This is a genomic window from Streptomyces sp. NPDC048637 (genome assembly GCF_040650675.1).
Lineage (GTDB): Bacteria > Actinomycetota > Actinomycetes > Streptomycetales > Streptomycetaceae > Streptomyces.
This window is the reverse complement of record NZ_JBEZHQ010000032.1, coordinates 39,636-58,759: the sequence shown is the minus strand read 5'-3', so window position 1 is coordinate 58,759 and position 19,124 is coordinate 39,636. Positions and strand designations below refer to the sequence as shown.

Below are 19,124 nucleotides of genomic sequence, written 5' to 3'. Positions count from 1 at the left end.
GGTGCTGTGGGACGCCGGGCTGTGGCGGCATCCGGCCACGCGGCCGAGGAGGCCGCCGTTGCCCCCGGTGGCGCCGCTGCCGCCGGGATCCCGTTCGCCGCCGGGGTGAGCCACTGACCCGGGGCCGGACCCGGGACGCACCCGGGGCCGGCGGGCGGCTCCCCGGCCGGCCGCCGGTGTGGCCCCATCCTCCTCATCCGGCTGCGCCGTGCCCTCGCTCGTGATTCGCTGAACCGATCCCCCACCGCCAGGCACGTCGCCCGCAGCAGGAGGACCAGTGACCGGCACCTCGCCGCACGCGCCGCATCCCATGCCGTCCGCACCGCCCCCGCGGACCCCCGACGAGACGGACAGCGCACCGCACCACCCCCAGCACCTCCCGTACTACGAGGACCGCTCGCCGGGAAGCGGGGCACTGCCGCCCCGCGCCTGGTACGCGCGCTCCGATGCCGCCCGGATCTCGCTGCACGGCACCTGGCGGTTCCGGCTCTCGGCATCCGCCACCGCCGAGGACGACGCGTTCGCCCGGCCGGACTTCGACGACACCCAGTGGCAGGAGCTGCGGGTGCCCGGCCACTGGCCGCTCATGGGACGCTTCGCCGCCGAGGGCTCCTACCGGGGAGGTGACCGGCCGCAGCTCGGCGGGGCGCCCGCCTACACCAACACCGCCTACCCCTTCCCGGTCGATCCGCCGCGGGTGCCGGACGAGAACCCGACGGGCGATCACCGGCGCCTTTTCGATCTTCCCGAGGGGTGGGGGGATGGGCCCGCGGTGCTGCACTTCGGCGGGGTGGAGTCCTGTGCCCGGGTCTGGCTCAACGGGGTGGAGCTGGGCCACTTCAAGGGCAGCCGGCTGCCGCATGAGTTCGAGGTCGGGCCGCTGCTGCGGCCGCGCCGCAATGTGCTGGCGGTGCGGGTCCACCAGTGGTCGTCGGGCAGTTACCTGGAGGACCAGGACCAGTGGTGGCTGCCCGGCATCTTCCGGAACGTCTCGCTCCACCGCCGTCCCGAGGGCTCCGTCGCCGACCACTTCGTCCACGCCGGATTCGACCACGTCACAGGCCACGGCACCCTGCGGGTGGAGTGCACACCGGCCGGCCGGGTGACCGTCCCTGCACTCGGCCTCGATCTGGCGACCGGGGAGAGTGCCACGGTGCCGGTCCGTCCCTGGACGGCCGAGGAACCGCACCTCTACGACGGGGAACTGGTCACCCCCGGCGAGCGGATCCCGCTGCGGATCGGCTTCCGTACGGTCCGCGTCGAGGACGGGCTGCTGAAGGTCAACGGCCGGCGGATCCTGCTGCGCGGCGTCAACCGCCATGAGTTCCATCCGCGCTCCGGACGTACCCTCGGCCCCGAGACGATGCGCCGCGATCTGCTGCTGATGAAGCGGCACAACATCAACGCGGTGCGCACCAGCCACTATCCGCCGCACCCCGCCTTCCTCGATCTGTGCGATGAGCTGGGCCTGTGGGTGGTCGACGAGTGCGATCTGGAGACGCACGGGTTCGCCCAGCAGGGCTGGCGGGACAATCCGGTCGACGACGCACGCTGGGAGCCGGCGCTGCTCGACCGGGCCCGGCGGATGGTCGAGCGGGACAAGAACCACCCCAGCATCGTGCTGTGGTCGCTGGGCAACGAGTGCGGCACGGGGCGCGGGCTGTCCGCGATGGCCGCCTGGATGCGCGAGCGTGATCCGTCCCGCCCGCTGCACTACGAGGGCGACCGCAGCTGCGCCGACACCGATGTCTACTCCCGGATGTACGCCGACCACGCCGAGGTGGAGCGCATCGGTCGGCGCGCGGAGGCGCCGCTGTCCGACCCGGCGCTGGACGCCCGGCGACGTGCGCTCCCCTTCCTTCTGTGTGAGTACGCGCATGCCATGGGCAACGGTCCCGGCGGACTGAGCGAGTACCAGCGGTTGTTCGAGCGCCATGAGCGCTGCCAGGGCGGTTTCGTGTGGGAGTGGATCGACCACGGGCTGCGGCAGCAGACACCCGCCGGGGAGGAGTTCCACGCCTATGGCGGCGACTTCGGCGAGGAGCTGCACGACGGGAACTTCGTCTGCGACGGGCTGGTATTTCCCGACCGGGTGCCCTCCCCCGGCCTGCTGGAGTTCAAGAAGGTCATCGAACCGGTGCGGATCGAGGCGGTGACCGACGATGACGGCGCGGCGCGCGCCGCGCGGATCACCAATCTGTACGACTTCGCCGGCCTCGACCACCTCGAATTCCGTTATGTCTACGAGGTGGGCGGCGCGCTGCGCGGCTCCGGCTGGCTGGAGGTGCCGCCGCTGGCGCCGGGTGGGTCGGCCGTGGTGGAGGTGTCGACGCCGCCTTTCGCACCGGGCGACGACGGGGAGGCGATCTGGACGGTCCAGGCGGTACTGACCAGGGACACCGCATGGGCGCCCGCCGGGCACGAGGTCGCCTGGGGTCAGCTGCCGGCCGCGCCGCGCCCCGCCACCACTCCCCCGGCCGCCACCGCCACCCCGCGCCGCGGCGAGGGCAATGTGATCGTCCTCGGTCCGGGGACCTTCGACGCCGCCACGGGAACGCTCGGCTATCTGGACGGCGTACGCCTCGGCGGGCCCCGGCTGGACGTGTGGCGGGCGCCGACCGACAACGACGAGGCCGCGCCCTGGCAGCCGGAGCCACGGCCGGCCACCGAGTGGCGACGGCTCGGCCTCCACCGGATGCGGCACCGCGTCGACGCCGTCGAGACCGGCCCGCACTCCTTGGTGGTACGCACCCGGGTCGCCCCGGACGGGGCGCCGCCGGCGCTGCGCACGGTCTACCGCTGGACGGCACAACACGACCTGCTGCGGCTGGAGTTGAGCGTCGAACCGGAGGGCGACTGGCCGGTTCCGCTGCCGCGGCTGGGGGTGCGGATGCGGGTGTGCGGGAGCCTGGGCCTTGCCCAGTGGTTCGGCGGCGGGCCCGGCGAGGGCTATCCGGACACCCGGGCCGCCGCCCGGGTCGGCCACTGGTCGATGCCGGTGGACGCGCTCCAGACGCCGTACGTCCGGCCGCAGGAGAACGGTGCGCGGCCCGGTGTGCGCTGGGCGGAGCTGACCCGTACGGACGGCTCGGGCCTGCGGATCGAGGGGGACCCGGACTTCTTCTTCGCCGCCCGCCGGTGGCCGGCCGAGGAGCTGACCGCGGCCCGCCACACCACGGATCTGCGGCCCGGCGAGGACCTGTGGGTCCATCTCGACCATGCCCAGCACGGCATCGGCAGCCAGTCGTGCGGGCCGGGGGTGTTGCCGCAGCACCGGCTGGAGGTGGCGCCGGCGCGCTTCTCGTTCGTGTTCTCGTCGCTGCGCTGATCCCCGCGCCGCACCGTGCGCCGGCCCGCGGTCCCGGCCGGCGCACGGTGCGGTCCCCACGGCTGACCAGGAGCGTTCGCACCGGCCGGGACTACGATCTTGGGTGAGGCGTGGGCACCCGCGCGTCCCGCAGCACTGAGAGGCTTCGCACCATGGTCAGCACCTCCCCGCCGCTCGCCGATGCCCTCGCCGCGGGGCCGGTCGTCCTCGACGGCGGGCTGTCGAACCAGCTGGAGGCCGCCGGGCACGACCTCAGCGACGCACTGTGGTCGGCGCGGCTGCTGGCCGAGGACCCGGAGGCCGTCGTGCAGGCGCATCTGGCGTACTACGAGGCCGGGGCGCAGGTCGCGATCACCGCCAGCTATCAGGCGACATTCGAGGGGTTCGCGCGGCGTGGCACCGGTGCGGAGCAGGCCGCTGTGCTGCTCGCCCGGAGTGTGGAGCTGGCCCGTGAGGCGGCCGGGCGGGCGCGGGCCGGCGGGGTCGCCGGGCCGCTGTATGTGGCCGCCTCGGCGGGCCCGTACGGCGCGATGCTGGCGGACGGCTCCGAATACCGCGGCCGCTACGGCCTGTCGGTGGCGGCGCTGGAGCGGTTCCACCGGCCGCGTCTGGAGGTGCTGGCCGCGGCGCGGCCCGATGTGCTGGCGCTGGAGACGGTGCCGGACGCGGAGGAGGCCCGTGCGCTGCTGCGGGCGGTGCGCGGGCTGGGTGTCCCGGCCTATCTGTCGTACAGCGTCGCGGGGGACCGTACCCGGGCCGGGCAGCCGCTGGCGGAGGCGTTCGCGGTGGCGGCGGAGGCCGACGAGGTGATCGCGGTGGGGGTGAACTGCTGCGCGCCGGACGACGCGGACCGGGCGGTGCGGCTGGCGGCGCGGGTCACCGGCAAGCCGGTGGTGGTCTATCCCAACAGCGGGGAGAGCTGGGACGCCGCCGCACGGGCCTGGTGCGGCAGCCCGGCGTTCAGCCCGGACCGGGTCGGCGCCTGGGCCGCGGACGGCGCCCGGCTCATCGGGGGCTGCTGCCGGGTGGGCCCGGGCGCCATCGCCGAGCTGGCGGCCGGGCTCGGCCGCTGACGGGTGCCCCCGGGCGCGGGACCAGCGGCGCCGCGGACCGGGACGCGGGCCGAAGGCGTTACACAGACGCAACCGACGCAGCGGCGACAGAGCCCCGGGCCGATGGCAGGATGCAGCCACATCGCAGCACGCATGGCTTGGTTGATGTTCATCCTGCCCCTGGAGGGCCTGTGTCCGCTCGCTCCGCGTTGCCTGTCATAGCCGTTGCCACGGCCGTCGTCGTTCTGGCGGGGTGCAGCAGCACCAAGTCCGACGGGAAGAAGGGTTCCGGCGGTCTGGAACTGGTCTCGTCCGGGACCTTGAAGACCTGCACCCACCTTCCGTACGCACCGTTCCAGGTGAAGAAGGACGGCAAGGTCGTCGGGTTCGATGTGGATCTGGTGGACCTGGTCGCCAAGGATCTCGGCGTCAAACAGGAGATCGTCAACACCCCCTTTGAAGGCATCGAGACCGGCCAGGACTTCACCATCCGCAAATGCGATCTGGCGGCTGCCGGCATGACGATCACGTCGGCGCGGGACAAGGTCATGGATTTCTCCGATCCGTATTTCAATGCCACTCAGGCGCTGCTGACGAAGCAGGGCAAGCCCGTCAAGAAGGTCGAGGACCTCAAGGGCAAGAAGCTCGGATACCAGAAGGCCACCACCGGCGGGATCTTTGCCAAGAAGCACGGCAAGGGCGTCGAGCTGGTGGAGTTCGAGGATCTGGGGCTGCTGCTGACCGCCGTGAAGTCCGGGCAGGTCGCTGCGGGCATCAATGACAACGGTGTGCTCTTCGACTATGTGAAGCAGAACCCGGACACCAAGGTCACCGCGGAATTCAACACCGGTGAGCACTACGGCATCGGCGTACGCACCGGCAATGACGCACTGCGCAAGAAGATCAACGCGGTGATCAAGAAGGCGAAATCCGACGGGAGTTACGACCGGATCTACAAGAAGTGGTTCGGCACCACCCCGCAGAGCTGAGGCCGGCCGTCATGTCACTGTCCAAAAGACAGCGCGCGCGGGCGGTCCGCGGCGTGCAGTACGGCGTCCTGGTCGCCGCCGTGGTGGTCTTCGCGCTGATCGCCGACTGGCACCAGCTGCGGATGGCGTTCTTCGACGTCGAGGTCGCGAAGGCGCTCTTCCCCGAGATCATCACCACGGCGCTGGTGAACACCGTCCTCTACACCCTGCTCGGATTCGGTTTCGGTCTGGCGCTGGGGCTGGTGCTCGCGCTGATGCGGCTCTCGTCGGTGCCGCCCTACCGGTGGCTCGCGGTCACCTATATCGAGTTCTTCCGCGGCATCCCCTGTCTGCTGGTGTTCATCGCGCTCGGCTTCGGTGTGCCGCTGGCCTTCGAGGTCGCGCTCGATATGAACATCACCGTGATGCTGTCGCTCGGGCTGGTGGGCGCGGCCTATATGGCGGAGACCATCCGGGCCGGTATTCAGGCCGTGCCCAAGGGGCAGACGGAGGCGGCGCGTTCGCTGGGGATGTCGCAGGGGCGGGCGATGGCCTCCATCGTCATTCCGCAGGCGTTCCGTATCGTGCTGCCGCCGCTGACCAATGAACTGATTCTGCTGACCAAGGACTCCTCGCTGGTGTATCTGCTGGGTCTGTCCCTCACCCAGTTCGAACTGGCCAACTTCGGCCGGGACGCGCTCAATGAGCACAAGAGTCTGACCCCGATCCTGATCGCCGGGCTGCTCTATCTCGTGATCACCCTCCCCCTCGGCCAGCTGGTCCGTCGGCTGGAGGCCCGTACGGCGAAGGCCAGGTGAGCGGCGTGACGACCGACCAGGCGGCACCGGAGACGGTGGACGCGAAGGCCATCGACGTACAGGGCCTGCGCAAGGCCTTCGGGGAGCTGGAGGTGCTGCGCGGGATCGACTTCTCGGTGGCGCGCGGTGAGGTGGTGTGTGTCATCGGGCCCTCGGGGTCCGGGAAGTCGACCCTGTTGCGCTGTGTGAATCTGCTGGAGGAACCGAGCGCGGGCCGGGTCGTGGTGGCCGGTACCGAGGTCACCGACCCGGACGTGGACATCGACCGGGTCCGCCGCCGGATCGGGATGGTCTTCCAGTCCTTCAACCTCTTCCCGCATCTGACCGCGCTGGAGAATCTCACGATCGCCCAGCGGCGGGTGCTGCGCCGCGACCGCACCGAGGCGGAGCGGATCGCCCGTGCCAACCTCGAACGGGTCGGACTGAGCGACAAGTCGGGCGCCTATCCGGCCCAGTTGTCGGGCGGACAGCAGCAGCGGGTGGCCATCGCCCGTGCGCTGTCGATGGACCCGGAGCTGATGCTCTTCGACGAGCCGACCTCGGCACTGGACCCGGAGCTGGTCGGTGATGTGCTGGCGGTGATGCGGGCGCTGGCGCAGGAAGGGATGACGATGCTCGTCGTCACCCACGAGATGAGCTTCGCACGGGAGGTCGCCGACCGGGTGGTGTTCATGGACGGCGGGGTGATCGTCGAGCAGGGCACCCCGGAGCAGGTGGTGGGTGCCCCACAGCACGAGCGGACCAGGACGTTTCTGGCGCGGGTGCTGGATCCGGCGGCCGCCGAGGTCGGCGAGGTCGCGGACACCGGTGCGGCGGGCAAGCGGGTCGATCGCTGAGCGCCTGGCGCCTCGTGCGCCGGACTGCCGCGGTAGGTGCGCCGACGGGACGAGGGCGGAACGCCGGAAAGGTGTTCCGCCCTCGCCCCGTGGAGAGCCGCCGCCCTCCGCCGTGGTTCAGGACAGCGGCTTGGTGAGCTTCCTGGTGGCGGTGCTGTTGCCCGCCAGGCTGCAGCTGACGGTCTTGATGCCGAGCTTGTAGCCATTGAGCGTGGGGAACTGGATGTGGGTGCCCTCGGCGGTGCCGGGGGGCTGCCGGGCCGCCTTGCGCTCCAGCTCGTTGCGGCACAGCGACGCGGCCTTGGACTTGATGCCCGATTCGGTGGTGAGTCCGGGCTCCAGACGGTGGATGGAGACGACCTCGGCGTCGTGCGGGCGGCTGCAGGAGGCGTCTTCGTTGTAGCCGCCGCCGTCCACCGGGCGGTCGTAGCAGTCGCCGGGCTTCAGCAGGTAGAAGGGGACCTTGCCGTTGGAGGGCGTCGGCATGATGCTCTCGAAGTCGGTTTCGGTGGGCGTTGCGCTGGGCGTGGGGTCGTCGTAGGGCGTCGGGGACGCGCTCTCGGACGGGGTGGCGCTGGTGCTCGAACCGGACGGCCGGGCACGGTTGTTGCCGCCGTCGTCGCTGTTGTTCACCACGATGACGGTGATGACGGCGGCCAGCACGAGCACCCCGCCGCCGATGATCGCCGCAATGGTCTTGCCGTTGCCGCCACCGCCGGGCGGGCCGGGCGGCTGCTGCCAGCCGCCGGGGCCGCCGGGGCCGGGCGGGCCGTAGCCGCCCCCGGACGGGCCGTAACCACCGGGGGCCTGGTTGCCGCCCGGGGGCGGACCGTAGCCACCCGGGCCGTACCCGCCTTGTCCCTGTCCCTGACCGCTCGGCCCATAGCCACCGGCCGGCGGGCCGAAGCCGCCCGGGGTGGCGTGCGGCGGCTGGTTCGGCTGGTTCGGCGGCGGAGGCGGAGGAAAGCTCATGACGGAAAGGATCGCTTCTTTGCTCGGTTTTACGGGGCCCGGTGACCAACCTGGAACAATTCACGTCTGAAATGTCCGGACACTGGGCACCGTTGGCGACAGATAGCAAGCCAGCCTACGGCTCGGAGGTTTTCCGTGTTCACCGACCTTCCCCTGGACACGCTGCGCACCTATTGCCCACCGCGTCCCGAGCCGGCCGGTTTTGAGGCGTTCTGGCGGCGCACCCTCGTCGAGGCGCGTACCCATGACCTCGACGCGCGCTTCACCGAGGTCGATGCGGGGCTCGCCCTGCTCCGCACCTATGACGTGACGTTCGCCGGCTTCGGCGGGCACCCCATCCGCGGCTGGTTCCTGCTCCCGCGCGCGGCCGCCGGGCAACTGCCGTGCGTCGTGCAGTACCTCGGGTACGGCGGTGGGCGGCTGCTGCCGCACGACTGGCTGCTGTGGCCCTCCGCGGGGTACGCCACGCTGGTCATGGACACCCGGGGCCAGAGCGGCCCCAACCGGCCCGGGGACACCCCGGATCCGGTCGGCTCCGACAATCCGGGCGTACCCGGCAAGCTGACCCAGGGGCTGCTCGATCCCGACGGCTACTACTACCGGCGGCTGTTCACCGACGCCGTACGGGCCGTGGAGGCGGCGCGGGGGCATCACGCGGTGGACGCCAAGCGGATCGTGGTCGCCGGCCACAGCCAGGGCGGCGCCGCGGCGCTGGCGATGACGGGCCTGGTCCCCGGTCTGGCCGGTGCGCTGATCGATGCGCCGTTCCTGACGCATATCCGCCGCGCGGTCGAGATCACGGATGTCGGCCCGTACGGTGAACTCACCCGCTACTTCGCGGGTGCCCGCGGCCGGATCGACACCGCGCTGCACACCCTGGACCACTTCGACGGCCTGAACTTCGCCGCCCGCGCCTCTGCCCCGGCGCTCTTCGGCACGGCACTGCGCGACGAAGTGGTGCCGCCGTCCACCGGTTTTGCCGCGTTCCATCACTACGCGGGCGAGAAGGAATTGAAGGTATGGCGGTTCAACGCCCATGAGAGCGGCGGCGGTGAGCAGCGGGCCGCCGAGATCGCGTTCCTGCGCGGACTGCTCGGGTGAGCGGACCGGGGGCAGCCCTCACACCACCCCCAGCAGATGCTCCAGCGCCAGCTGGTCCAGATGCTCGAAGGCCATCCCGCGGGCCGCCGCCGCCTCGACATCGAAGGTCTCGTAGGCAGTGCCGTCGGCGAGCAGACCGGCCAGGCCGTCCTCGGCGGTGGGGCGGTCCAGCTGGTCCAGTCGCGCGGCCCGCAGCGCGTCCTGGACCGCCGGGTCGGCCCGGAAGGCCGCCGCGCGCTCCCTGAGGATCAGATAGTTGCGCATACAGCCGGCCGCCGAGGTCCAGACGCCGTCCAGGTCCTCGGTGCGCGGCGGTTTGAAGTCGAAGTGCCGCGGCCCGTCGTAGCCGGCCGTTTCCAGCAGGTCGACCAGCCAGAAGGCGGAGCGCAGATCACCCGCGCCGAAGCGGAGGTCCTGGTCGAACTTGATTCCGCTCTGGCCGTTGAGGTCGAGGTGGAAGAGCTTGTCCGCCCACAGCGCCTGGGCGATGCCGTGCGGGAAGTTCAGCCCGGCCATCTGCTCGTGCCCGACCTCGGGGTTGACGCCGTAGAGCTCGGGGTGCTCCAGCCGTTCGATGAAGGCGAGGGCGTGGCCGACGGTGGGGAGGAGGATGTCGCCGCGCGGCTCGTTGGGCTTGGGTTCGAGGGCGAACCTCAGGTCGTAGCCCTGCTCCAGGACGTACTGGCCGAGGAGGTCGAACGCCTCCTTCATCCGGTCCAGGGCGGCCCGTACATCCTTGGCCGCGCCGGACTCCGCGCCTTCCCGGCCGCCCCACGCGACATAGATGCGGGCACCCAGCTCGGCGGCGAGGTCGATGTTGCGGAGCGTCTTGCGCAGGGCGTAGCGGCGGACGCCGCGGTCGTTGGCGGTGAAGGCGCCGTCCTTGAAGACGGGGTGGGTGAAGAGGTTGGTGGTGGCCATCGGGACGATCAGGCCGGTGGCGTCCAGCGCCTGCCGGAAGCGTTTGACGGCCGCCCCGCGCTCGATGTCGCCGGCGCCGAACGGGATCAGATCGTCGTCGTGGAAGGTGACGCCGTACGCGCCGAGGTCGGCGAGCCGGTGCACCGATTCGACGGGGTCCAGGGCGCGGCGGGTGGCGTCCCCGAAGGGGTCACGGCCCTGCCAGCCGACGGTCCACAGGCCGAAGCTGAACTTGTCCCCGGGCACGGGCTGAAGGCTCATCGCGACTCCCTCGATCATTTCGTCAAGGCGCTTTACAAATTATCCCGCGGCCAAACTAATATGCGACAGCACACCGGGGAACCCCCTGTACCGAGAGCATGGACGACGGGCCGCCGAGGGAGAGTGCACGATGGGCGCACAGTCAGCCGGACCGCTGGTCGTCGGGGTGGACAGCTCCACGCAGTCCACGAAGACGCTGGTCGTGGACGCGGTGACCGGAGCGGTCGTCGCCCGGGGCCAGGCGCCGCACACGGTCAGTGGCGGCGCCGGCAAGGAGAGCGACCCACGGCAGTGGTGGCAGGCGCTGGGCGAGGCGCTGGCACAGTGCGGCGATGCGGCGCGGCAGGCCTCCGCGGTGTCCGTAGGCGGCCAGCAGCACGGGCTGGTCACCCTGGACGCGGCCGGTGCGCCGGTGCGTCCCGCCATGCTGTGGAACGACGTCCGGCCGGCGCCCCAGAGCGAGCGGCTGATCGAAGAGCGGGGCGGCGCAGCGGCCTGGGCGGACCGGTTCGGGAGCGTGCCGGGGCCGGCATTCACCGTGGCCAAGTGGGCCTGGCTGCGCGAGAACGAACCGGCCGCGGCCGCCGCCACCGCCGCGGTACGGCTGCCGCACGACTACCTCACCGAGCGGCTCACCGGCGAGGCCGTCACCGATCGCGGCGATGCGTCCGGGACCGGCTGGTGGGCATCGTCCACCGAGTCCTATGACGCGGAGATCCTGGCACACGTCGGGCTGGACCCCGAGCTGCTCCCGCGGGTGGCGCTGCCGGGCGAGGCCGCCGGGACCGTCCACGCCGGCCATCTGCCGCTGCCCAAGGGCGCGTTGGTGGCCGCCGGGACGGGGGACAACATGGCGGCCGCGCTCGGTCTGGGCCTGCGCCCCGGTCGGCCGGTGCTGAGCCTGGGCACCTCGGGGACGGTCTATGCGGTCTCCACCCACCGGCCCGCCGATCCGACCGGCACCGTGGCGGGCTACGCCGATGCCCGCGGCGACTGGCTGCCGTTGGCCTGCACCCTGAACTGCACGCTCGCCGTGGACCGGGTGGCGGCGCTGCTGGGCCGCGACCGGGAGGCCGTGGAGGAAGGGGGCAAGGTGGTGATGCTGCCGTTCCTCGACGGTGAGCGCACCCCGAATCTGCCCGGCGCCTCGGGTCTGGTGCACGGGTTGCGGCACGACACCACGGCCGGTCAGTTGCTCCAGGCGGCCTACGACGGCGCGGTGTTCACTCTGCTGCAGGCCCTGGACCGGGTGCTGGACGCGGACGCCGCGCCCGATGCGCCGCTGCTGCTGATCGGTGGCGGAGCGCGGGGGCAGGCCTGGCGGGAGACCGTGCGCCGGCTGTCGGGCCGCCCCGTGGTGGTGCCCGAGGCGCGGGAGCTGGTGGCGCTCGGGGCGGCGGCACAGGCGGCGGGGCTGCTGCTGGAGGAGGATCCGGCGGCGGTGGCCCGTCGTTGGGGGACGGCGCGCGGCGCGGAGTACGAGGCGCGGCCGCGGGACGAGGCCGCCTGGGAGCGGCTGACGGCGACGCTCGCCGACGGCGAGCCGCTGCTGCGACGGTGACCGCACCCCCGAAGCCGTGGACCAGCAGGGACACCGGCACCCGCCCTCACCCGGAGGAGACCCCCGTGACCGCGTCCGGCGGCGACACCCAGCACGGCATCCGGCGGCGCAATCTGGCCCGGGCGCTGCGGACCGTGGCCGCACAGGGGCCGCTCTCCCGGGCGGCGGTCGCGGCCCGGATCGGGCTGACCCGGGCGGGGGTGGCCCCGCTGGTCGACGAGCTGCTGCGGGCCGGGCTGCTGGTCGAGACGGGGCGGGCGGCGACCGGCGGCCGGGGCAGGCCGGGCAGCGAACTGGCGGTCAGCGACCGTGGCCCGGCCGGGATAGGGGCCGAGATAGGCGTCGACCACCTGGCGGTCTGCGCGGTCGATCTGCGCGGCCGGGTCCGGGCCCGGGTGGCCGCCGACGCGGCGAACCGGCACAGCGCACCCGGGCCCGTGCTGCGGCACCTGTCCGCCCTGCTCGCCGAGGTGACCGCGGAGATCGCTGCCGAGGGACTGCGGCCGGCCGGGCTGACGGTCGCGGTGCCCGGTCTGGTGGCCCGTGACGCGACGACCGTGGTGCACGCCCCCAACCTCGGCTGGCGGGCGGCCGATCTCGCACCGGGGCTCGCCGGGGCAACGACCCCGGAGGGCGGCTCGCACGCCGTCCCGCTCACCGTCGAGAACGAGGCCAACCTCGGCGCGCTGGCCGAACTCCAGCTGGGCGGCGAACCCGGCCGACCGGCCCCGCCGCCGGACTTCGTGCATGTGTCGGCGGAGATCGGAATCGGCGCCGCGGTCGTCGTGGACGGTCAACTCCTGCGGGGCGCCCGGGGTTTCGCCGGGGAGCTGGGACATGTGCCGGTGTATCCGGACGGCCCGCCGTGCGACTGCGGCGGCCGTGGCTGTCTGGAGCAGTACGCGGGGGAACAGGCCGTGCTGCGGGCGGGCGGGCTCACCCCCGAGCGGGCGGCGGCACATCCGGGGCCGGGTGCCCGTATCGGTCTGCTGGCGCGCCGTGCCGCCGACGGGGACGCCGCCGTCGTCCACGCCCTGCACGAGGCGGGGACGGCGCTGGGCATCGCGCTCGCCGGGGCGGTGAATCTGCTCGATCCGCAGGCGGTGGTCCTCGGGGGTGCGCTGGCCGGGCTGGCGCCCTGGGTACTGCCGTCCCTGGAGCGGGAGTTGGCGCTGCGGACGGCCGTCACGGCGGATGCCGGGCGGGCCGGCGGGCCATGGGTGACGGTGTCCCGGCTGGGCGCCGACGGACCGCTGTTCGGGGCGGCGCACGCCGCGCTCCGGGCCGTCCTGGACGATCCTCTCCGTTCCTGCGCCCCGGCACACCCTCCCCGGAATTGAGCCCGCTAAACCTTTCCATGGAGCGGGAATTCCATGCCACCCCATCGAGCGATTGTGCCGATAAAAACAGCACCACTACCTTCGGTTCGGCGGGTTGCCGCGGAACTGCCTTGACCGGGGTTTCGGGGCGGGCCGCATCGCACCCTCCGAGGATAGGTGGCATTGTGACGATTGCCGACGAGTCGCTGCACGGCAGTGCGGAAGACGCCCAGAATTCCAGCCTGAGTACCACCGCGGCACGGAATTTGGCGACCACCACCAAAACCGCACCGCAGATGCAGGGCATCACTTCCCGGTGGCTGCTGCGGCTGCTGCCCTGGGTGCAGGTGTCCGGTGGCACCTATCGTGTGAACCGCCGGCTGAGCCACACTCTCGGCGACGGGCGCATCGATTTCGACACCAGCGGCAGCGATGTGGCGATCATCCCCGACGAGCTGCGCGAGCTGCCCGCCCTGCGGGAGTTCACCGATACCGAGGTACTGGCGGCCCTGGGCGACCGCTTCACCCAGCAGGAATACCGGCCCGGTGAACTGATCACCGAGGCCGGCGGGCCGGGCGACCGGCTGGTGCTGATCGTGCACGGCCGGGTGGACCGTATCGGCACCGGCAAATACGGCGAGGAGACGGTGCTCGAAGCGCTGGCCGGCGGCGATCACCTCGGCGACGAGCCGCTCACCGACCCCGGGGCGACCTGGCGGTTCAGCTATCGCGCGGTGACCCGGGTGACCGTCATGACGCTGTCCCGGCAGGCCGCACAGGAGATCGCCGACCGCTCCCCCGTGCTGCGCGAGCATCTGGCGACGGCCTCTCAGGGCTCCGCGCAGCCGACGAACGCGAGTGGGGAATCGGCAGTCGCCGTCGCCTCCGGGCACCATGGCGAGCCGCCCCTCCCCGGTACCTTCGTCGACTACGACCTGGCGCCCCGGGAGTACGAACTCAGCGTCGCGCAGACGGTGCTGCGCACCCACAGCCGGGTCGGCGACCTCTACAGCGACCCGATGAACCAGGTCGAGGAGCAGCTCAAACTGACCGTCCAGGCGCTGCGGGAGCGCCAGGAACACGAGATGATCAACAACCCCGGGTTCGGGCTGCTGCACCACGCCGACCTCAAGCAGCGCCTCCACACCCGCACCGGCCCGCCCACCCCCGACGACCTCGACGATCTGCTCGCGACGGTCTGGAAGGACCCGGGCTTCCTGCTCGCCCATCCCCTGACGATCGCCGCCATCGGACGGGAGTGCAGCGCCCGCGGACTGTATCCGGCCACAGTTGATTTCATGGGGCATTCGCTGCCCTCCTGGCGCGGGGTGCCGATTTTCCCGTGCAACAAGATTCCGGTGACGAAGGAGCGGACGAGTTCCATTCTGCTGCTGCGCACCGGCGAGGAGCAGCAGGGCGTCGTCGGCCTGCACCAGACCGGAATTCCCGATGAATACGAGCCGGGTCTCTCGGTGCGTTATATGGGCCTGGACGACCGGGCGGTCATCAAATATCTGGTCAGCGCCTATTATTCGGCGGCCATTTTGGTGCCGGATGCGCTGGGTGTTCTCGACGACGTACAGATCGGCCACTGAACGAAACCCGGCAGAAAACCGGCGCGTCCATAGGGAGCGGCAGTTCTCCCCGCCCTGACGCGCGGCCATTTCTCCACTCCACTCCGCACTGCACCGCACCGCACCGGTCTACGCACAGCACAGACAAGAACAGGTGAGCCTTCCTCATGACCACATCGGTGGACCCGACGTCCGGCGCGCAGGCGTCCGCGATCGAGCAGACCCGTTCCAGCCTGGACACCGCGGCCGCGCGCAAGCTGGCGACCACGACCAAGACCGTGCCGCAGATGCAGGGGATCTCCTCCCGCTGGCTGCTGCGCATCCTGCCCTGGACGCAGGTCTCGGGCGGTACGTACCGCGTCAACCGCCGGCTTACCCACACCCTCGGTGACGGACGGGTGGAGTTTGTCTCGACCGGCTCCGAAGTCCGGGTGATTCCGGCGGAGTTGCGCGAGCTGGCGCCGCTGCGCGGCTACGCCGACACCGCGACGCTGGAGGCGCTGGCGGACCGCTTCGTCCAGCGGGAGTTCGCGCCCGGCGATGTGCTGGCCCGGGCGGGCGGACCGACGGACCGGATCGTGCTGATCGCCCACGGCAAGCTCGACCGGATCGGCGCCGGCAAGTACGGCGACGAGACCGTGCTGGGGGTGCTGGCCGACGGCGACGCGATCGGTGCGGCGGCGCTGCTGACCGCGGACGCGGAGTGGGAGCACTCCGTCCGGGCGGTGACCCGGGTGACCGCGCTGACCCTGTACCGCAGCGACCTGGAGGAGGTACTGGGCCGGTCGGAGTCGCTGCGCACCCATCTCGCGGAGGTCGGTGCGGCGCTGGTGCCGGCGCAGAACAAGCACGGTGAGGCGGCCATCGAGCTGGCCGCGGGCCATGTCGGCGAACCGGCCCTGCCGGGCACCTTCGCCGACTACGAACTGGCGCCGCGGGAGTACGAACTCAGCGTGGCACAGACGGTGTTGAAGGTGCATTCGCGGGTCGCCGATCTCTACAACGACCCGATGAACCAGCTGGACCAGCAGCTGCGGCTGACCGTGGAGGCGCTGCGGGAGCGCCAGGAGCACGAGATGATCAACAATCCCGGGTTCGGGCTGCTGCACAACGCCGACCTCAAGCAGCGCCTCCACACCCGCAGCGGTCCGCCCACCCCCGACGACCTCGACGAGCTGATTTCCCGGCGCCGTAAAACCCAGTTCCTGCTGGCGCATCCCCGGACGATCGCGGCCATCGGGCGGGAGTGGAACGCCCGGGGCATCTACCCCACCACCGCGGAGTGCGAGGGCACCGCGGTCCGCGCCTGGCGGGGCATTCCGCTGCTGCCCTGCAACAAGATCCCGATCACCCCGGACCAGACCAGCTCGATCCTGGCGCTGCGGGTCGGCGAGGAGAACCAGGGCGTGGTCGGGCTGCACCAGACCGGCATCCCGGACGAGTACCGCCCCGGCCTCTCGGTGCGCTTCATGGGCATCAATGACCAGGCCGTCATCAATTACCTGGTCAGCGCCTACTATTCGGCGGCGGTGCTGGTGCCGGACGCGCTGGGCATTCTGGAGGACGTCGAGATCGGCCACTGACCGGCGGGTCCACGGGTCCCGGGCGCCACGTCCACGAGCGGCCGTCAGAGCCGTCGGCGTGGCACCCGAGTGACGTCCGATCAGGTATCCCGACACTCCTGACCTGCGCCGTTCTGCCTTTGGTCAAGCCATTGGCAGAACGGCCATTCCCTTGGCAGGGCGTGCCCTGTTGCGCATCATGAACGCACCGCATGTGCGTGACATGTACGCGACCACTCCCCCCTCGGTCCTTGTCAGGAGTTCACATGGAGCCCGCCCCCCACCGCCCGGCCCGCCGGCGTCTGCTGACCGGTGCGGCCGCGCTCGCCGCGTCCGCCGCGCTCACCCCCCTCACGACGGCCACCGCCGGTGCCGCTCCGCCCCGGCGGACGCCGCCCGGCGGCGCCTACCCCCCGGTCGAATGGGTTCCGGCGAACAAGGCCAACTTCACCACCGCCGACCGCCCGGCGCAGTATCCGATCGAGACGGTCGTGGTGCATGTGACCCAGGAGACCTACCCGGACACCCTCAAGCTGTTCCAGGACCCGGCGCACAAGGCGGCCGCCCACTATGTCGTACGGTCCGCCGACGGCTACATCGCCCGGTGCGTACGCGAGCGGGACGTCGCCTGGCACGCCGGGAACTGGGACTACAACACCCGCAGCATCGGCATCGAGCACGAGGGCTGGATCGGCGACCCGGCATGGTTCACCGACCCGCTCTACGAGCAGTCCGCCCTGCTCACCGCCGCCATCTGTGACCGGTACCGGATCCCCAAGGACCGGGAGCACATCATCGGCCATGTCGAGGTCCCCGGCACCGACCACACCGACCCCGGTGAGTTCTGGGACTGGGCCCGCTATCTGCAGCTGGTCAACACGGTCTCCTGGCAGCACGCCGGCTGAACCGGCCCGCCGTCCCACGCCGCCGGGAGGTCCGAAGGTCTGCGGCTACCGCGCGGTGCGGCCCACGGAGACCGGGGGGACACCCCGAGGACGGCGCCCAGCGACACGACGGCCGTTCTGCGGGTGTACCGATTCATGACACCTCCGGGCCATAGTGAGCGTCTCCGGCACCTGGGACAGTTGACGTGACGTCAGGGGGGATCGTGAAGCGGCGATTCGGTCGAGTGCGCGCGGTGCTGACGGTGCTCATGGCCTGGGGTGTGCTGGCCGGCGGAGGGGTGGCGGGCGGGGTGCCGGCCGCCGCCGCGGGCGCAACCCTCCGCCGCTCCGCCGCCGTATCGGTGGCACCCGGTGTGGCGTACGGCGAATTCCGGATGACGGTGCCGCGCGGCACCGTGCACGGGCATCTGCTGACCGTCGATCTGGCCGATCCGCGGGTCTCGGTGGATCTGCTGTACCCGGGGGCGGTCGGCGCGCGCTCGCCGGTCTCCCAACTGGCCGCGGAGCGCCGGGCGGTGGGTGCCGTCAACGGCGACTTCTTCAATATCACCGAGACCCAGCACCCGGGTGTGCAGGCGACCGGTGCCTCGGTCGGCCCGGCCGTGGCCTCGGGGCGGCAGCTGAAGGGCGCGGTGCCCGACGGGCAGCGGTTCGGGCCGGTCATGCCGCCCGGCGCGACCACCGAGGACGTCATCGGCGTCGGCTACGACCGCCGCGCCCGGCTCGACCGGCTCACGCTGCACGGTGCGGTGCTGACCGGCGCGGGGGCGCTGCCGCTGCGCGGACTGAACCAGTACGCGCTGCCGGTCGGCGGGATCGGCGCGTACACCGCGCAGTGGGGTCCGGCGTCCCGGGTGCGTGCCACCTGCGGTACGGACACCGACCGGGCGGCGCCGTGCAGTGCGGAGACCACGGAGGTGACGGTCCGGCACGGCCGGGTGACGGCGGTCGGGGAGGTACCGGGCGCCGGCGGGGTGGCCGTGGGCAGCGTGGTGCTGGTGGGCCGGGAGGAAGGGGCGCGGCAGCTGCGCATGCTGCATATCGGTGAGCCGGTGAGCGTCAGCTCGTACCTGGACGGCCAGGGAAGCGGCCGGCTGCGCTGCGCGGTGGGCGGCTTCCCGATCGTGCGGGACGGCGCGCCGGTGGCCGGTCTGGACCCGGCCGCCGTGGCGGTGCGCACATCCGCGGGGATCGGGGCCGGCGGCCGGGTGCTGTATCTGATGGCGCTGGACGGGGCGCCGGGCCAAACCGGTCTGACGGTGCGCGAACTCGCCGATGTCATGGCCCAGTTGGGCGCGCGGGACGCGATGGATCTGGACGGTGGCGGGTCGTCGACCCTGGTCACCGGCGACGCGTACGGAGCCACGGTCCGCAACCATCCGTCGGGTGGCGCGGAGCGGCCGGTGCCCAATGCGCTCGGGGTGTTCTCCGCCGGGTGAGCGCCCCGGGGCTGCCGCCGGCCAGGACCCGCCGGTGGGCACGGCACCCACGGTGCACCTCCGGGCCGGGCGAGGACACCACCGGCCGCCACCGTCACGGACGCAGGCTGCTCACCACATCTGCGGCGCCGGACAGGCCTTGGTGGATGTCCGGGGCGAGGCTGCTGCTCGCCAGATAGAAACCGAGCAGGGCGCACACCAGGGCGTGCGAGAACTTGAGCTTGCCGCTGCGCAGGAAGATCACGGTCAGGACCACCAGCAGCAGTACGACCGAGATGGAAATCGCCATGGGACGCACACCTCCTCAACCGCCGCCCGAACGGGCGGCAAGGGGTGGCCAGTTTGGCGTATTTCACAGCATATCCGGTTCCCGGCCGGGTGCTCCGATCGGGTGATCACTGCGGGTCACGGGCCTGGCGGGGCACCGGAGGCACAGCGCGGGCGCGGGCCGGACGACACACCCGGCCACTGTGGCGTGGATCACGTCACTCCCTGCAACGAAGTGTG

15 protein-coding genes are annotated in these 19,124 nt (G+C 71.9%); 12 read left to right on the top strand and 3 right to left on the bottom strand.

Annotated elements, in window-relative coordinates; all coding sequences use genetic code 11:
- Positions 1–277 precede the first annotated feature (277 nt).
- The 5 genes from AB0C46_RS30635 to AB0C46_RS30615 all read left to right on the top strand — a co-directional run bounded on the left by AB0C46_RS30635 (position 278) and on the right by AB0C46_RS30615 (position 7,002).
- A complete protein-coding gene (locus AB0C46_RS30635) occupies positions 278–3,328 on the top strand; it encodes a glycoside hydrolase family 2 TIM barrel-domain containing protein (RefSeq protein WP_362831787.1) in 3,051 nt (1,016 codons plus the stop codon).
- 152 nt (positions 3,329–3,480) lie between these two features.
- Positions 3,481–4,401 (top strand): homocysteine S-methyltransferase, encoded by a 921-nt coding sequence (gene mmuM, locus AB0C46_RS30630; protein ID WP_362831785.1) that lies wholly within the window; start codon positions 3,481–3,483, stop codon positions 4,399–4,401.
- 170 nt (positions 4,402–4,571) lie between these two features.
- A complete protein-coding gene (locus AB0C46_RS30625; protein WP_362831783.1) occupies positions 4,572–5,369 on the top strand; it encodes a basic amino acid ABC transporter substrate-binding protein in 798 nt (265 codons plus the stop codon).
- An 11-nt stretch (positions 5,370–5,380) separates the two neighbouring features.
- Positions 5,381–6,166 (top strand): amino acid ABC transporter permease, encoded by a 786-nt coding sequence (locus AB0C46_RS30620; protein ID WP_362831781.1) that lies wholly within the window; start codon positions 5,381–5,383, stop codon positions 6,164–6,166.
- The gene (locus AB0C46_RS30615; protein WP_362831780.1) at positions 6,163–7,002 is read left to right on the top strand and encodes an amino acid ABC transporter ATP-binding protein; all 840 of its coding nucleotides are present in this window, start codon (positions 6,163–6,165) and stop codon (positions 7,000–7,002) included. Before AB0C46_RS30620 ends, AB0C46_RS30615 begins: the two co-directional genes overlap by 4 nt.
- 117 nt (positions 7,003–7,119) lie before the next feature.
- On the opposite strand, the gene AB0C46_RS30610 is transcribed toward AB0C46_RS30615, so the two are convergent.
- Positions 7,120–7,974 (bottom strand): hypothetical protein, encoded by an 855-nt coding sequence (locus AB0C46_RS30610; RefSeq protein ID WP_362831779.1) that lies wholly within the window; start codon positions 7,972–7,974, stop codon positions 7,120–7,122.
- A 135-nt stretch (positions 7,975–8,109) separates the two neighbouring features.
- On the opposite strand from AB0C46_RS30610, the gene AB0C46_RS30605 reads away from it, so the two are divergent.
- A complete protein-coding gene (locus tag AB0C46_RS30605) occupies positions 8,110–9,075 on the top strand; it encodes an acetylxylan esterase (RefSeq protein WP_362831777.1) in 966 nt (321 codons plus the stop codon).
- 18 nt (positions 9,076–9,093) lie between these two features.
- Here the strand turns inward: AB0C46_RS30605 and xylA are convergent, their stop codons facing one another.
- Positions 9,094–10,257, bottom strand: a complete 1,164-nt coding sequence (gene xylA, locus AB0C46_RS30600; RefSeq protein ID WP_362831775.1) for a xylose isomerase — start codon at positions 10,255–10,257, stop codon at positions 9,094–9,096.
- Positions 10,258–10,387: 130 nt separating this feature from the next.
- Here xylA and xylB point away from each other — a divergent pair, with 130 nt between their 5' ends.
- The 6 genes from xylB (at position 10,388) to AB0C46_RS30570 (ending at position 18,617) form a co-directional block, all read left to right on the top strand.
- Entirely contained in the window at positions 10,388–11,818 is a 1,431-nt protein-coding gene (xylB, locus tag AB0C46_RS30595; protein ID WP_362831774.1) for a xylulokinase, read from the top strand.
- 65 nt (positions 11,819–11,883) lie between these two features.
- Positions 11,884–13,158 (top strand): ROK family protein, encoded by a 1,275-nt coding sequence (locus AB0C46_RS30590; RefSeq protein ID WP_362831773.1) that lies wholly within the window; start codon positions 11,884–11,886, stop codon positions 13,156–13,158.
- A 161-nt stretch (positions 13,159–13,319) separates the two neighbouring features.
- Positions 13,320–14,732: a family 2B encapsulin nanocompartment shell protein gene (locus tag AB0C46_RS30585; protein WP_362831833.1), complete on the top strand. Its 1,413-nt coding sequence runs from the start codon at positions 13,320–13,322 to the stop codon at positions 14,730–14,732.
- Between the two features lie 146 nt (positions 14,733–14,878).
- The gene (locus tag AB0C46_RS30580; protein ID WP_362831772.1) at positions 14,879–16,294 is read left to right on the top strand and encodes a family 2B encapsulin nanocompartment shell protein; all 1,416 of its coding nucleotides are present in this window, start codon (positions 14,879–14,881) and stop codon (positions 16,292–16,294) included.
- A gap of 245 nt (positions 16,295–16,539) precedes the next feature.
- Entirely contained in the window at positions 16,540–17,178 is a 639-nt protein-coding gene (locus AB0C46_RS30575) for an N-acetylmuramoyl-L-alanine amidase (protein WP_362831770.1), read from the top strand.
- A gap of 224 nt (positions 17,179–17,402) precedes the next feature.
- Positions 17,403–18,617, top strand: a complete 1,215-nt coding sequence (locus AB0C46_RS30570) for a phosphodiester glycosidase family protein (RefSeq protein WP_362831832.1) — start codon at positions 17,403–17,405, stop codon at positions 18,615–18,617.
- Positions 18,618–18,711: 94 nt separating this feature from the next.
- Here the strand turns inward: AB0C46_RS30570 and AB0C46_RS30565 are convergent, their stop codons facing one another.
- Positions 18,712–18,906, bottom strand: a complete 195-nt coding sequence (locus tag AB0C46_RS30565) for a hypothetical protein (RefSeq protein WP_018088533.1) — start codon at positions 18,904–18,906, stop codon at positions 18,712–18,714.
- Between the last annotated feature and the right edge of the window lie 218 nt (positions 18,907–19,124).

What these genes read in the sequence shown, in the direction of transcription:
- AB0C46_RS30575 (WP_362831770.1), top strand. Translation starts at nt 16,540, where the DNA reads ATGGAGCCCGCCCCCCACCGCCCGGCCCGCCGGCGTCTGCTGACCGGT.
- AB0C46_RS30610 (WP_362831779.1), bottom strand. Translation starts at nt 7,974, where the DNA reads ATGAGCTTTCCTCCGCCTCCGCCGCCGAACCAGCCGAACCAGCCGCCG.
- AB0C46_RS30565 (WP_018088533.1), bottom strand. Translation starts at nt 18,906, where the DNA reads ATGGCGATTTCCATCTCGGTCGTACTGCTGCTGGTGGTCCTGACCGTG.
- xylB (WP_362831774.1), top strand. Translation starts at nt 10,388, where the DNA reads ATGGGCGCACAGTCAGCCGGACCGCTGGTCGTCGGGGTGGACAGCTCC.
- AB0C46_RS30580 (WP_362831772.1), top strand. Translation starts at nt 14,879, where the DNA reads ATGACCACATCGGTGGACCCGACGTCCGGCGCGCAGGCGTCCGCGATC.
- mmuM (WP_362831785.1), top strand. Translation starts at nt 3,481, where the DNA reads ATGGTCAGCACCTCCCCGCCGCTCGCCGATGCCCTCGCCGCGGGGCCG.
- AB0C46_RS30620 (WP_362831781.1), top strand. Translation starts at nt 5,381, where the DNA reads ATGTCACTGTCCAAAAGACAGCGCGCGCGGGCGGTCCGCGGCGTGCAG.
- xylA (WP_362831775.1), bottom strand. Translation starts at nt 10,257, where the DNA reads ATGAGCCTTCAGCCCGTGCCCGGGGACAAGTTCAGCTTCGGCCTGTGG.